The organism is Allofournierella sp. (genome assembly GCF_048388525.1).
Lineage (GTDB): Bacteria > Bacillota > Clostridia > Oscillospirales > Ruminococcaceae > BQOK01.
Genome location: NZ_DBGCTQ010000061.1, coordinates 1 through 14,645 on the forward strand (window position 1 = coordinate 1; position 14,645 = coordinate 14,645).

The 14,645-nt window shown below is 59.4% G+C and carries 12 protein-coding genes; 7 read left to right on the top strand and 5 right to left on the bottom strand.

Going from position 1 to position 14,645, the window contains the following annotated elements; all coding sequences use genetic code 11:
- Positions 1 to 623, top strand: a 623-nt coding sequence (locus tag ACMLHZ_RS07900; protein WP_418667211.1) for a Hachiman antiphage defense system protein HamA, incomplete at its 5' end; no start/stop codon positions are given.
- The gene (locus ACMLHZ_RS07905) at positions 592 to 2,673 is read left to right on the top strand and encodes a DEAD/DEAH box helicase (protein WP_418667212.1); all 2,082 of its coding nucleotides are present in this window, start codon (positions 592 to 594) and stop codon (positions 2,671 to 2,673) included. The genes ACMLHZ_RS07900 and ACMLHZ_RS07905, both read left to right, overlap by 32 nt.
- 284 nt (positions 2,674 to 2,957) lie before the next feature.
- Here ACMLHZ_RS07905 and ACMLHZ_RS07910 read toward each other — a convergent pair whose 3' ends face one another.
- From ACMLHZ_RS07910 to ACMLHZ_RS07925, 4 genes are all read right to left on the bottom strand, one after another.
- Positions 2,958 to 3,200, bottom strand: a complete 243-nt coding sequence (locus ACMLHZ_RS07910; protein ID WP_418667213.1) for an AbrB/MazE/SpoVT family DNA-binding domain-containing protein — start codon at positions 3,198 to 3,200, stop codon at positions 2,958 to 2,960.
- Between the two features lie 219 nt (positions 3,201 to 3,419).
- Positions 3,420 to 4,427, bottom strand: coding sequence for a tryptophan--tRNA ligase (gene trpS / locus ACMLHZ_RS07915; protein ID WP_418667214.1), 1,008 nt, complete (start codon positions 4,425 to 4,427; stop codon positions 3,420 to 3,422).
- 96 nt (positions 4,428 to 4,523) lie between these two features.
- Positions 4,524 to 5,624, bottom strand: coding sequence for a hypothetical protein (locus tag ACMLHZ_RS07920; RefSeq protein ID WP_418667215.1), 1,101 nt, complete (start codon positions 5,622 to 5,624; stop codon positions 4,524 to 4,526).
- A gap of 16 nt (positions 5,625 to 5,640) precedes the next feature.
- Positions 5,641 to 7,062, bottom strand: coding sequence for an MBOAT family O-acyltransferase (locus tag ACMLHZ_RS07925; protein WP_418667216.1), 1,422 nt, complete (start codon positions 7,060 to 7,062; stop codon positions 5,641 to 5,643).
- 171 nt (positions 7,063 to 7,233) lie between these two features.
- Between ACMLHZ_RS07925 and gltX the strand changes: the two genes are divergently transcribed.
- The gene (gltX, locus tag ACMLHZ_RS07930; protein WP_418667217.1) at positions 7,234 to 8,685 is read left to right on the top strand and encodes a glutamate--tRNA ligase; all 1,452 of its coding nucleotides are present in this window, start codon (positions 7,234 to 7,236) and stop codon (positions 8,683 to 8,685) included.
- A 210-nt stretch (positions 8,686 to 8,895) separates the two neighbouring features.
- A complete protein-coding gene (locus tag ACMLHZ_RS07935) occupies positions 8,896 to 11,172 on the top strand; it encodes a SpoIIE family protein phosphatase (RefSeq protein WP_418667218.1) in 2,277 nt (758 codons plus the stop codon).
- Between the two features lie 54 nt (positions 11,173 to 11,226).
- Here the strand turns inward: ACMLHZ_RS07935 and ACMLHZ_RS07940 are convergent, their stop codons facing one another.
- Positions 11,227 to 11,550 carry a hypothetical protein gene (locus tag ACMLHZ_RS07940; protein WP_418667219.1) on the bottom strand — a complete coding sequence of 108 codons (324 nt, stop codon included), beginning with the start codon at positions 11,548 to 11,550 and terminating at the stop codon, positions 11,227 to 11,229.
- A gap of 277 nt (positions 11,551 to 11,827) precedes the next feature.
- Here ACMLHZ_RS07940 and ACMLHZ_RS07945 point away from each other — a divergent pair, with 277 nt between their 5' ends.
- From ACMLHZ_RS07945 to ACMLHZ_RS07955, 3 genes are all read left to right on the top strand, one after another.
- Positions 11,828 to 12,184: a BlaI/MecI/CopY family transcriptional regulator gene (locus ACMLHZ_RS07945; RefSeq protein ID WP_177565667.1), complete on the top strand. Its 357-nt coding sequence runs from the start codon at positions 11,828 to 11,830 to the stop codon at positions 12,182 to 12,184.
- Between the two features lie 6 nt (positions 12,185 to 12,190).
- Positions 12,191 to 14,125, top strand: a complete 1,935-nt coding sequence (locus ACMLHZ_RS07950; RefSeq protein ID WP_418667220.1) for a M56 family metallopeptidase — start codon at positions 12,191 to 12,193, stop codon at positions 14,123 to 14,125.
- 180 nt (positions 14,126 to 14,305) lie between these two features.
- On the top strand, positions 14,306 to 14,645 hold a 340-nt coding region (locus tag ACMLHZ_RS07955), incomplete at its 3' end, for a hypothetical protein (RefSeq protein ID WP_418667221.1).

Below are 14,645 nucleotides of genomic sequence, written 5' to 3' on the forward strand. Positions count from 1 at the left end.
TGGTTCAAAAAGATAAAATAGGTAAAATTGGTGAGTATACCTTTCATGTGCTTTTATCAAATTACTACAAAGTACATTGTATCATTCCCAAATTCAAATGCACGACAGACAGGAATATGAGTGTGTTTGGAATAGACGCTCTTTTCTATGATCCAGTAAATTGCACTATACTATTTGGAGAATCTAAAGTTTGCAAGAATATTGATAATGCGATAGTGCTAATAAATCGCTCGCTTTCCGACTATGAAAGCCAGATTTCCGAGGAGTATAAACTTGTCCTTTCGAATAACGAAAGTTTTAACCTTTCAGCAGAATTTTTGGATGTGTTTAAAGCGCATACAGACATTTGCATAACATTTGAAGATTTTATTAAAGCAGCACATATTAATAAAATCTGCGTCCCAACATTTATTGCTCACGGAAACAGTGGGAGAAATGATACTGTTGACAATTACTTAGCAAGGATGAAATTAGGTATAGCAAAAAAGAATTATTTTGGACTTAATACAGAATATCTTTTTATCTCACTTCCAATCATCGACAAAGCAAAAATGATGGATGTGATTATGAGAAAAGTGGTGAAAAAGTGCGATGCCTACAGAGCAAAACATAGTGCCCTTTGAAGATATCCAAACATATCGTGATAACTATATTCGTGAATTGGATAAAAGAGTTAATAAAACCGAGTTCGCAATAAACAATGCCGAGTCCTTATATGCCTTGGGACTGACAATGTATTCTAAAGAGTATTCTTTTGATTCGCTTGTATATAGTGCATTTGCTACATCAGCGTTGGATGAAAATATTGCACTACATCCAGAGCAAAGAAAAATTATGTCTTTAATTCATGCAAATCGCGGGTTGATTTTTAGTGCGCCAACTAGCTTTGGAAAAACCTTTGTCGTGTTTGAGTACATCTGCAGGGTACGACCTAAAAATGTTGTTATGATCGTACCGACGCTTGCACTTATTGATGAGTATAAACAAAAGATAATTCGTCAGTATAGAGACAAATTTTCTGATTATAACATTTATCTTTCGATAGACCCTGATAAGACATATGATTTTTCTAAAAAGAATATTTTTATTGTAACTCATGACCGCGTAATCGATGAAAGCACAGTTGCAATCTTTGATGCAATAGATTTTTTGGTTATCGACGAAGTATACAAGCTTCAAAAAGACGCATCAAATGAGCGAATTCTGATTTTAAATATTGCATATTACAACATGGTTAAACGGAGCAAAAAATATGTTTTGCTTGCTCCGTTTATTAGTGGAGTTGAAAACCTTGAAAAACTTGATGATGTTCCAGTGTTCTACGCAACTAATTACGCGCCAGTCGTAAATGATGTAAAAGTGATAAATATTTTAAGCGAAAATGACCGTGTGGCATATGCCGATAAAACACTAGAGGCCATCCCCCAAAGTGATAATACATTGATTTATTTTCCAACCGTAGTTGAAATTGATGCTTTTATCGAAAATACATCGATTGATTATGATTCGCTAACATTAGACGATAATCCTGTACTCAATGAGTTTATAACTTGGGGCAGAAGAGAGATTCATCCTCAATGGTCAGTGATAAAGGCATTGGAAAAAGGATTTCTCGTTCATCATGGGCAATTACCTCTAGGCATCAGAATGCTTGAACTTGGTCTTTTCAACAACAAACATTCTAGTTTCACACGCCTGATTTGTACATCTACCCTCCTGGAAGGAGTCAATACGACAGCTAAAAACATAATCATAACAAAGCCCTATAGAAGTTATGATAAAACATTTGATGCCTTTGATTTCTATAACTTAGTAGGCAGAACGGGGCGACTTTATCAACATTATCTTGGCATGGCATATTATATTAGGACTCCTAATGACCCGATATATGAAAAAGCTCAAGCGATTCGATCAATAGAGTTTGAGTTGACCGACAGCAGCATAGATATGGACATTAATTTTGGCGATTATACAACTCACCCAGAGTTTTTGGAGGTATTAAACAGCCTTGGAATTACATATGAAGAATACCGTTCGTTAATTGCCAGAAAACATCGCTTTTCAACGGTTCAATTTCTTCTCGGAACATATACAAAATTCAAAGAAAAGCTATTTGATGTACTTTACAGGCAGACTGTAGACCCTAACCAAAGCAAGCTGGAATTAATTCGTGTATTGTGTGAAATTCTTGGAATGCGGACATACGGTTTTAAAATGAACACATTTATTATTAATCGTCTAACATATAAATATCGTCAAACCGTTAGAGATGTTGTAGATGCAACGTTGAAATCATACCCTACGGCAAACCTGTCAAAGCTAATCAATACTGTAATACGGTATAAATCAAGCTATATAGAATTTGATTTTTATAGTAAAGTCGATTTAATTCGATATTTTATGCAATGTGAGCATATATCCGAAGTATTAATATCAACTCTGCATGATAGAGTTATGAAAAATATAGAAGTGCTATACTATCTAAATTCACCAAGCAAAAAAATGCTGAAAGATATGGGCATCTATGAAGGGGATATAGATCAGATAATAAAAATTATTGGTAATGACTTTTCTACCGTCGCGGAATTAGAACAGCTATTAGCTAGGAACTATCAAAGGCTAAGCGAAATTAGCGTTATATCAAAGTATATAATTTTGCGTCTGATAAACTAGAGTTTTAGTAGCATCTTAATTTTCATTCTTCGTTTTGCAAGATAATTACCACTTGCTGATTGCTGCAAACTATTGTTATTGCTGTATACCGACTAGAGATATAGAAACATCGCAGCAAGTTGCTCGTAGCCAAATATGAAACAGGCGGAATCCAGTCATAAATCTGGATTCCGCCTGCTTTGTCCAATCCCACCTGACAGATGCCGTAAGTTGTTTTTCTTGATACTGTCTTACGAACACCCACCATATGGGCCGGTTTTTGTTTGCGTTTGCGCAGGAAACGTTTACAGCCCCGCGATGGTGCTGCGGCATTCCTCGCACACATTGCGCCCCTTAAATTGGGTCACGTTTTTTGCTTCGCCGCAGAACACGCAGGCCGGCTGATATTTCTTCAGCACGATCTGGTCGCCGTCCACATAGATCTCCAGGGATGCGTCCTCGTTGATCTCCAGCACGCGGCGGAGTTCGATGGGCAGCACGATGCGGCCCAAGCTATCGATTTTGCGTACCATGCCAGTGGATTTCATAATTTCCCTACTCCTTTAACAATTGAAATTTTTTGATTCTCCTGCCGAATTAAAACGCCCTTTTGCGTTTCGACATATTTATTATAGTCCATGAAACCATAAATGTCAATATATGGCAAACGGGCCAAGAAAAAGTTTTTATACGAAAAAAGAGGAGAATATTTGGTGAAAATGCTTGTATTTACCCCGTTTTATGGGATTATGGGCCAAAATGGCGGATCAGAGCTGAAGCAGGCCGACTTTTTTGTAGACCTTGGTGAGGGTGCGCTGGGCCAGGCCTGCGGCACGCGCGGCGCCCTGGCTGAGAACGCCGTCGAGATATGTTTTGTCTGCCAGAATGCGGGCATATTCGGCCTGAATGGGAGCAAAAGAGTCGACGATGGAGGCGGCTACCGCCTCCTTGAAGGCCCCGTAACCCTGGCCGGCAAATTCGGCCTCGATGGCCCCGAAGCTTTTGCCGGTGAGCACACCGTAAATGCTCATGAGATTGGTCACGCCGGGCTTATCGTCCGCCGCGCGGACCACCCCTTCAGAGTCGGTCACGGCGCGCTTGCACTTGCGCAGGATGGTGTCGGCGTCGTCGGTCATCAGGATAAAGCTGTTCGCGTTTGTGTCGGATTTGCTCATCTTTTTTTCCGGCTCCTGCAGGCTCATGATCTTGGCGCCGGTTTTGCCGATGTAGGGTTCGGGAACGGTGAAGGTGGGGCTGTAAAGATTGTTGAAGCGCTGTGCCACGTTGCGGGTCAGCTCCAGGTGCTGCTTTTGATCCACCCCCACCGGCACCAAGTCCGCGTTGTAGACCAGGATATCCGCCGCCATGAGGGCGGGATAGGTAAACAGGCCGGCGTTCACATTGTCGGCATGCTTGGCGCTTTTGTCCTTGAACTGGGTCATGCGGGACAGCTCGCCAAACTGGGTGTTGCAGGACAGCACCCATGCCAGCTGCGCGTGGGCGGGCACGTGGCTCTGCACGAACAGGATGCTGCGCTCCGGGTCGATGCCGGCCGCCAGCAGCATGGCTGCGGCCTCGCGGGTCTGGCGGCGCAGGGCCGCGGCCTCCTGGCGCACGGTGAGCGCGTGCAGGTCGGCCACCATGTAAAGGCACTCGTATTCCTGCTGCAGCGCGCCCCAGTTGCGCACCGCCCCCACGTAGTTGCCCAGGGTAAAGGTGCCGGTGGGCTGAATGCCGGACAAAATGCGCGGCTTGCGCAAAGGGGTTTCACTCATTGTTTTCTGCCTCGTTTCTGCGGCGCGGCATCACGGCCGCGCGTTGTGTCTTATGGTCTATTATATACCGCCGCAAAAGGCGGCGCAAGCGGGGATTCAGCCGGCGCTTGCCAGGCGCAGGGGGTTGCCGCTTGGGGCCAAAGCGGCGGTGAGGTAGCCGGTGTTGATCTGGCCGGCCAAAAGGCTGCTTTGGGCTGCCAGCTCCAGGGTGAGCCGGGCGTAGACCCGGTCGCCGCCGTGGTAGCCGTCGAGATACTCGGCGTCCAGGGTGTCGGGCATGTAGGTAAAGTCGAACACCTCGAAGCCATAGGGCGCGAAGCGCTCGCGCAGCGCCGCGGGCAGCAGGGAGAGATAACCGTAGTTGCCGCTTTCGGCCATGCGCAGGTACACGCTGGGCGCATAGGGCGGGATCACCGCCGCCACCCGGATCCCATGTTCGGCGCAGAAGGCGAGCAGCCGGTCCATCTCGGCGAGGCTGGGCTCGTACACATCGGCCGCCCACTCAAAGCGGTTCACGCCGCGCTGGATACGGTCGAAGCTGTCGTGAAAGGCGACGTCGGAACCTTCCTCAGGGTGATCCAGCAGGCGGCCGTAGCTGTAGCTGCCGTCTGCATAAAAGCCGCTGCCCCGGCCCACGGCGGCCATGCCGTAGGTGTTCGGCGCGGGGGCAAGGGCGGCGCGCAGGCTGTATTTGCCGCCCGCCCAGTCCTGCAGCGAGCGGGTGAGGGCCGCGCCGGCGTCAAAGGAATAGTAGCTGTAGTCCAGTTGGGGCAGCGTTTCCGCGGCGGACCAGCCCTCCTGGAAGAAATATTGGTCCAGCACCAGCACAAGGGTATCGGGCAGAGAGGCCTCGGGCAGGTTTTCCAGGAAAAAACGGTACTCGTGCACATAGTTGGCGCCGCCGCCCGCGTTGTAAAAGCTGGGCGAAGTGAAAAACTCGCTGTGGAACTGCATGCTGCGGCTGGTGCCCAGCACCAGCAGGCCCGCGGCTTTGCCGCTGGCCACAAGGTGCTTGTAATAGCGGGTGTTGTCGCGGTAGGCAAGGCCCAGAAAGGCCGGTTCGCCCGCCAGCACACGGCCGGCGATCTCCTCTTCGGTGCGCCATTCGCCGCTGGCGTACACGGCACCCGCAAACAGGCCCACCACCAGCGCCACCGGCGCCAGGAACAGCGCCACAATTGCCAAAAATTTTTTCACGGGCCGCTCCTTTCAATCAAAAGGCAAAATAGATGTTGGGCAGCGCGCCCGCCGCGCCGAAGAACAGGCTGGCGAATACGCACACATAACACAGCGCCGCCTGCACCCAGGGGCGCTGCGCCGCCGCCCATGCCCCAAAGCCCACGCCGCGGGACAGCCAGTCCACCAGGGCGGCCAGCGCCGTGAACAGCCCCAGCCGCACCAAAATGGCAGGAGTGAAGCCCAGCAGCGTGATGCTCTCTTTGAGGTACTGCACACTGAAAGGGAAGGGCGAAAACAAAGCGGCCAGGGCCTGCCGCGCGGCGGGCAGGGTGCCGGTGACGAAGAACAGCCAGGCGCCGAACACCAGGAGCAGGGTGAACGCCCAGCTCACGGCGCTGCGCAGCGGGCTGTGTTCGCCCTGGCCCAGCGCCGCCCAAACGCGGCCGCGCGCGGCGCGGGTGAGGCGCCCTGCAAGCAGGTAAACGCCGTGCAGCGCCCCCCAAACAAGAAACCCGCCCGCGGCGCCGTGCCAGGCGCCGGAAACCAGGAAGGTGGCCATGGTGGCCAGCACCAGGCGGGCCTTGCCCCGGCGGCTGCCGCCCAGGGGAATGTAGATGTAATTGCGCAGCCAGGCCGAAAGGCTGATGTGCCAGCGCCGCCAGAATTCGCCGATGCTGCGGGAAAAATAGGGGCTCAAAAAGTTTTCCCCGGTTTCAAAGCCCAGAAGGTTTGCCAGGCCGATGGCCAGCTGGGAATAGCTTGCAAAGTCGAAATAGAGCTGCAGGCTGAAGGCCAGCAGGGCCCAGGCCACGCTCAGGCCATAGTAGTGCGCGGGGGCGGCCAGGGCGCCCTGGTAGCCTGCCAGCGGGTCGGCCAGGCATTTTTTTAAAAACAGGCCCCAGCAAAGGCGCACACAGCCGCCAAGGGCCAGCGCGCGGTCAAAGCGCCGGGGCGGGGCGGCCAGTTGGGGCAGCAGGCTGCCGGGGGCCTGGATCGGCCCGCTGGCCAGCTGGGCAAAAAAGCCGGTGTAGTTGAAATAGTGCAGAGCGCTTTTTTCCGGCCGCAGGCAGCCTTTGTACACCTCGGCGAGATAGGCCACGGCCTTGAAGGTGTAAAAGCTGATGCCGGCCGGGGCGGCCAGCCCCGCAAAAAGCCCGGGCCAACCCAGGGCGGCCGCTGCCAGAGCGAGGTATTTATAGGCGAGAAGAGGCGCAAGGCAGCCCGCGCACCCCACCGCCAGGGCCGCTTTGCGCGGGCTGCGGGCCAGCCACAGCCCGGCCGCCCAGCTGAGGGCCGAGACCGCCAGCAAAGCGGCCAGGGCGTGCAGGCCCAGCGAGAGGGCGAACACAAGGTTTGCCGCGGCCAGCACCAGGGGGCGGGCCTTTGCGGGCGCGCCCCACCAGGCGGCGAACACCAGGGCCGCAAAAGCAGCAAACGAGAGCGAGAGGAAGGTCATACAAGCCTCCTTTTCCGATACGCAGGTTCCAATAGTACCTATTATAAGGAAAAAGGCGGCTTTTTGCAAACCGCCAAATTGACAAACCACGCCCCAGCGTTTAGAATGGGAAAGGAATTTTGCGGCGGCCGCGCGCCCGCCGGCCGCCAAAGGATAAAGGAGCCGAAAATCATGCCGAATGAATCCGTCCGCACCCGCTTTGCGCCCAGCCCCACAGGCTATATGCATGTGGGCAACCTGCGCACCGCCCTGTACGCTTACCTGAAGGCCAAAAGCAAGGGCGGTTCCTTTTTGCTGCGCATTGAGGACACCGACCAGGAGCGCTATGTGGAGGGCGCGGTGGACATTATTTACGACACCCTGCGCCAGACCGGGCTTTTGTGGGACGAGGGCCCGGACATCGGGGGCCCGGTGGGCCCCTATATCCAGAGCCAGCGCATGGGTATGTTTAAAAAGTATGCCGAGGAGCTGGTGGAAAAGGGCGGGGCCTACTACTGCTTTTGCACCCCGGAACGGCTGGAGGCCATGCGCGCTGAACAAAAGGCGGCGGGCGCGGTGGTGGGCCATTACGACGGCTGCTGCCGCGATCTGAGCCCCGACGAGGTGCAGAAAAAGCTGGCCGAGGGGCTGCCCTATGTGATCCGGCAGAAGATGCCCCGCGAGGGAGTGACGGGCTTTGACGACGCGGTGTACGGCCGCATTGAGGTGAACAACGCCGAGCTGGAGGATCAGATCCTGATCAAGACCGACGGCATGCCCACCTACAACTTTGCCAACGTGGTGGACGACCACCTGATGGGCATCACCCACGTGATCCGCGGGTCCGAGTATCTTTCCAGCACGCCCAAGTACAACCTTCTGTACCAGGCGTTCGGCTGGGAGCTGCCGGTTTACATCCACTGCCCACCGGTGATGAAGGATGCGCAGAACAAGCTTTCCAAGCGCAACGGCGACGCCTCCTACCAGGATTTGATTGCCAAGGGATACCTGAGCGAGGCGGTGCTCAATTACATTTTGCTGCTGGGCTGGAGCCCCAAGGGCGAGGAGGAGATCTTCACCCTGGACGAGATGGTGCGGCTGTTCGACGAGAGCGGCATCAGCAAAAGCCCGGCGATCTTTGACCCGGCAAAGCTGCGGGCCATCAACGCCGAGTACATCCGCCGCCTGCCCGCCGAGCGCTTCCGCGCCCTGGCCGGCCCCTGGATTGACCGGGCAGTGCGCCGGACCATCGACCGGGAGCTTTTGTGCCGGAACCTGCAGCCCCGGTGCGAGGTGCTGAGCGAAATTCCGGAGCAGCTGGATTTCTTTGACGCGGTGCTGCCCTACGGCCCGGAGCTGTACGCCAATAAAAAACAGAAGACCACCCCCGAGACCGCAAAACAGGCCCTGGAGGCGCTGCTGCCGGTGCTGGAAGGGCTAAGTGCCTGGGACCGGGACGCCATTTTTGCGGCCTGCGCGGCCAAGGCACAGGAGCTGGAAGTGAAGAACGGCTGGCTGCTGTACCCGTTGGGCATCGCCCTGTCGGGCAAGCAGCGCACCCCCGGCGGCGGCACAGACCTGGCCGCCATGCTGGGCAGGGAGGAGACCCTGGCCCGGCTGCGCGCCGCGCTGGGGGCGCTGTAATACCCGCAAAACAGAAAAAGTGAGGGCTCCGTGCCGCAATGCTGCGGCGCGGGGCCCTTTTTATCCCCTTTTGTCGGTTCCATGACCTGCGGCAAAAAACGCGCAGAGGCACATCTTATACTGTATGCAGACGAGGAGCGGCCCATGCCGCCCTTTTTGCATGGGAGCGCGGCGGAGCGCCCCAAAACAGTGAAAACGAGGTGGAACTGGATGGAAAAATTGCGGGAAGCAAAGCTGCGCCGCTGGCTTGGCGCAGCTGGCCCCACGCTGTGGCAGCTGGCGGCGGGCGCGGGCGGCTTTGTGCTGGCAGCGGGCGGCGTGTTCGGGGGGCTGCACCCCTTTGGGCTGGCGTTTGTGCTGGGGGCCGGGCAAAGCTTTGCAGCGGCGGGCGCAGCGGGCGCGGCTGTTGGCTACCTGGCGCTGCTGCCGCTGACCGAGGGGCTGCGGTATCTGGCCGCGGTGGCAGCGGCCCTGGCCGGGCGCTGGCTTTTCAAGGAAAAGTTCGCGCCGGGCGCGGTGGGGGGCTGCGGCACCCTGCTGGCGGTGCAGCTGATGCTCTCGGTAAGCGGGCTGTCGACCCCGGCCGCCGCGATGGGCACCCTGGGCGACGCGCTGCTGGCTGCGGGCACGGGCTGGGCGCTGCGCCAAAGCGGCAAGGAGCGCGCCCTGGCCGCGGGGCCGCTCTCGGGCACGGCGTTTTTGCTGGGGCTTGCGGCGCTGCCCGCCCTGGCGGCGGCGCCTGCGGGGCCGCTTGACCTGGGGGTGGCGGCGCTGGGCGCTGCGGGGCTGGCCTTTGCGTACCGCGGCCGCCTGCGGGACTGCGCGCTGCTTACCGTGGCGGGCGGCGCGGTGCTGGCGGCCGCCGATCCGGCCCTGTGCTTTGCCTGCCTGGGCCTTGCGGCGGGGTGCCTTGCGGCGGCGTACTTCACCCCCGGGGAAAAGCTGGGCAGCGGCGCGGTGTTTTTGGCGCTGAGCGTGTTCGGCAGCCTGGCCGCGCCAGACGGCATTGCGGCGCTGGGGTTTTTGGGCAGCGCCGCCCTGGGCGAGATGGGCTTTTTTGCCCTGCCGCGGCGCTGGCTGGCGGCCCTGCCGGGCCAGGCCGAGGCGGTAAGCTCTGCGGGGCAGCGGCCCCGGGTGGCGGGCGCAGTGAACCAGCTGGAGAGCGTGGCGCAGGCCCTGACCGGCATTGCCGACACCGTGAACCAGGTCTATGAGGCGCTGCCAAAAAAAGGCGAGAGCTACAACTGGGTGGCGGACCATGTGGCCGAAGAGCTGTGCCGAAGCTGCGGGCGCAAGGAGCGGTGCTGGGTAGAGGATTACAGCACCACCATGGACGGCTTTTTCCGCCTGAAGCCGGTGCTGGAGCAGCAGGGCCGGGCTGCCGTGGAACAGCTGCCGGGCCAGTTCTGCCGGTGCATCCACCCGGTGGAGCTGTGCAGCGCCACCGGCAGGGCCTATGCACTGTACCGCAGCCGGCGCGAGAGCCGGGTAAAGGCGGGCGCCATGCGGGAGGCGCTGACCGAACAGTACACCGCCATGGCGCAGGCGCTCAGCCAGATGGCGGGCCAGCTGGGCCAGGCCGTGGCGCCGGACGAGGGAAAGACCGCGCGGCTGGCGGCGCTGTTTGCCTCGGTGGGGCTGGAACCGCTGGAGACCCAGGTGGGATACGACCCGGCGGGCCGGCTGCGGGCCAGCGTGACCGTGAACCGCACCAGCTTTGCGCCGCCTGAACTGGAAGAACTGCGGGCGGAGGCAGGGCGCATCTGCCACCGGCCCCTGGGGCAGTTCCGGGTGGACCACGGCGGGCCGCTCACCACCCTGACCCTCACGGAACAGGCGGTCTTCTGCCCGGTGTTCGGCCTTGCCGCCCGGGCCGCAAGGCCCGGGGCCTGCGGCGATGTGGTGGAGCAGTTCTGCGACCAGTACGGCAACGCCCACCTGCTGCTCTGCGACGGTATGGGGGTGGGGCGCCCCGCAGCGATCGACGGGGCGCTGGCGGCGGCGCTGGTGGCGCAGCTGCTGCGGGCCGGGTTTGGCGCCGAGAGCGCGGCGCGCCTGGTGAACGTGGCCCTGGCGTTAAAGAGCGACGAGGAGAGCGGCGCCACCCTGGACCTTGTGACGGTGGATCTGTTCACCGGGCGGGCAAGGCTCTTTAAAGCGGGCGGGTGCCCCACGTTTGTGGTGCGGGGCGGCAAAACCGAGACGGTGGAGGGCAGCAGCCTGCCGGTGGGAATTCTGAGCCGGGTGGTGGGCCAGCAGGACGCCCTGACCCTGAGCGAGGATCAGCTGGTGGTGCTGGTGAGCGACGGCGCCCTGGCGGACGGCGGCACCTGGGTGGCCCAGCAGCTGGAGCTGTGCACCGCCGTGGGCAACACCCCCCAGGAGATCGCCGACATTTTGGCCGATACGGCCCTGGCCCGCGCCGGTTCCTCCGGCCGGCCGGACGATATCACCGTGGCAGTGATGCGCCTGGAACGGGCCGTTTAAAATAGAAATCCCCCGGGGCCGTTTTGGAGCGGCCCCGGGGGATTTTTTGACAGGTTACGCCTGGGAGGAAGAGCCGGCAGGCTGGCTGCCGGAGGCGGCGGGCTCGGAAGCCCCGCTGCCGCTGGCAGCACTGCTCGCGTCATCCGCAGGCTGGCTCTCAGAGCCGCTGGCGGCGGGCTCGCCCTCGCCGCTGGTGGGTTCGCTTTCGGCCGGGGTGCTCTCCGGGGTGCTGGCGGGCTCGCTCACGCTGCTGGAAGCAGGGGCGGAGGCGGGAGTGGAGGCGGGGGTGGAAGCGCTCTTATCATCGCCGCAGGCCACCAGGCCGGCGGCCAGGGCGGCCACGCAGGCCAGACTTAAAATTTTTGCAGAAAGTTTCATGTTCAAGTTCTCCTTTTCAAAAAACGGTTTGCCCCCTTGGCCCTCGAACGGGCGCCCTTGGGGAACGGCTCTAAGGATAAATCAAAAATGTGTGTAAAATGTGCAGAAACAGTATCAAAAAAGCAACATGTTGCACAACTATTCCAGTAGGCCCGCAGAGTGACAGGGGTTTCGGGGTTTGTAAAAAAAATGTGAAAGCTTGATGAAAAAGGTTGCAATAAATTTCTACAGCTTGTAGTATGAAATAAAACTACGAAATGTAGAAGGAGGGGGCACAGTGAAACTTTCCACGGCTGAACTGGAGATCATGGAGCAGATCTGGCGGCTGGACGGCCCGGTCACCGCCGCCGCACTGAGCGGCGCGCTGCAGGACAAGGGCTGGAAGCCCACCACACTGCTCACCTTTTTGGCGCGCATGGTGCAAAAGGGAGCCCTGAGCGCACAGCGGCAGGGCAAGCAAAATTTTTACAGCGCCCGCATCACCAGCGAGGAGTACCGGGCGGGCGAAGCGCGGGAGATGCTGAGCAAATTTTACAGCGGAAGCGTGAAGAGCATGGTGGCTGCCCTGTATCAGGACAAGGCCCTTTCGGCCTCTGAACTGGACGAGCTTCACAGATGGCTGGAAGAGAGGTGACACACTGTGTATGATCTGTTTTATAATTGGCTGCTGCCCACCAGCCTGGCGGGGGCTCTGGCAGTGCTGGTGAGCCTGGCGCTGAAACCGGTGCTGAAAAGGCTGCGCTGGCGCTGGCGGCGGGCCGCGCTGGCCGCGACCTTCGCGTTTTTTCTGATTCCGGTGGGGCCGCTGCTGGCCCTGCTGCTGGCCGGCCGGCCCACCGCCCCGGCTCTTGTGCAGCCGTTGGCACCTGTGGGCGAGGCGCTGGGAGTAGCTGCCGCTGCAGCGGAAAAAACGGCGGCTGTGGCCGGCCTGCCGCCCGTGACCGCGCCCCTGGCCCAGCCCCTGCCGCAGGTGCAGGCCACACTGGCCGAGCGGGCGCTGGCTGCGCTGCCCTTTGTGTGGCTGGCTGGCGCGCTTGTGTTTTTAGCCTGGCAGCTGGGCCGTTACTGGGCGTTTGCCCGGGGGCTGAACCGCATTTCGGCGCCGGCTGAGGAGGCAGTACAGGCCTTGTGGAGGGATATGTGCGCCGGGCAGGGCCTGGCCGCGGCGCCGGTATTGCGGCGCTGCCCGGGCTTGCCCGGGCCGGTGCTCACCGGCCTGTGGCACACGGTGCTTTATCTGCCCGGGCAGCTGCAGGGCGAGGCGCTGGAGCTTGCGCTGCGCCACGAGCGGGCACACCTGAACCGGGCCGATCTTTGGCTGAAAGCGCTGGTGCGTTTTGCCTGCCGCCTGCACTGGTTCAACCCCCTGTGCCGCTGGCAGGCGGCCCGGCTGAACCGGGTGTGTGAATACGCCTGTGACGAACAGGCGGTGGCGGGCCTGACTGCGGCGCAGCGCAAGGCCTACGGCGCGGTGCTGTTGACCGCGGCGCTGCCTGAGCGGCTGCCGGCGGGCGCGTCCGGCTTCGGCAGCCCCAAAAAGCTGCTCAAGGCGCGGCTGGAGGCCTTGTTTGCGCCCGCGCCGGGCAGCCGGTGGGCCGGCATGGCCGCTGCCCTGGCCCTGGCGGTGGGCTTGGCCCTGACCGCCTGCGCCTCGGCGGGCTTGGCCGATGGCGCGGCCCCGGTGCAGGCCGGGGGAGAGAATGGCCGCGGCGCGACGCTGCTGGAACAGCCGCCCGCGCCTACTGCAGCCCCCACCGCAATGCCCGCGCCGGAGCCCACCGCGACCCCCGCCCCGGGCGAGGCCGTGCCCACCCCCATGCCCCAGCCCAGCGCTTCGCCCGCCTTGCAGGAGGGCGAGACCCAGGCGCGCTGGGCCCACTGGCAGGAGGAGGTGCCCTATCTGGTGGAGTACACTCTGGACGAGAGCCTGCCCGAGGGGCAGGAGGTGCTGGACCGGCAGGGGGCAAACGGCCTGCGGGAGATCAGCGGCTGGGAGTTTTTGGACAAGGACGGGAATGTTCTGCGCACCCAGCCGGTGGGCAGCGCGGTGATCCAGCCCGCCGTGAAACAGCTGATGCGGGGCAATACCAGCCATATTGCAGCGCTCTACGGTGAAAGCGCGCAGGCCGAGGACATGCCGCTTTCTACCGGCACGCTGCTGTGGCCGGTGCCGGATTACAAATATGTGAGCCGGTGGATGGGCGTTTCCCACAAGGGCGCCGACCTTTGCGCCGACTACGGGAGCCCGGTCTGCGCCATGGACAACGCCACCGTTGTGACCGCCGGCTACCATTACAGCTACGGCAACTATGTGATCCTGGATCACAGCAACGGGTACAGAACCTTGTATGCCCATATGAGCGAGCTGGCCGTGGCGGTGGGGGACGGGGTAGCCCAGGGGCAGGTGATCGGCTACGTGGGCGCCACCGGCAATTCCACCGGCAACCAGTGCCATGTAGAGGTTTATGTGGACGGCGAGCGCCGCAGCCTGAAGGACTGGTTCCCCCGCATGGAAGCAGGCGCAAATAAACCCCTGCCCACACCGGTGCCCATAGCCGGGCCGGCGGCGGGCTGACTTTTTGGCAAAGAGCAAGCTACACTTGCTTTTTGAAGCTTTTCCCCCAAGAAAAGCGACGCCCCGGCCACGCCCGCACAGGCGTGGACGGGGCACCTCTTGGCTGCCCTGCCGCAGGGCGGGGCTAAAGAAAAACCAGAAGGGAGGGCGGACAAGCTGCCGATCCAGGAAAAAGAACAAGTGAACGAGCGGCAGGCCCAGGCGGAAAGCCGGGCCTCCGGGCCGGAACAGGGGCCGAGCCGCTCGGCGGCGCTGCGCCGCAGGCTTTTGCAAAGGCTGGACCCCCTGGTGCGCTGGGCCAAGCAAAAGCCCCAGACTGCAGCGGCGGGAGAATTTTTATACAACGTGGGCTTTTGGGGCGAGTACAGCGCGCTGCGTTTTGCGCGCATGGTGCGCGCCGGCACAAAAAACCTGGGCGCACGGCTTCTTTCAGTACTTAAAAAGACGGGAAGCTACCTGGGGGGCGCGCTGCTCACGGGCTGGCGCGAACTCACCGCCCCCTTTACCCGGTTTTGGAGCG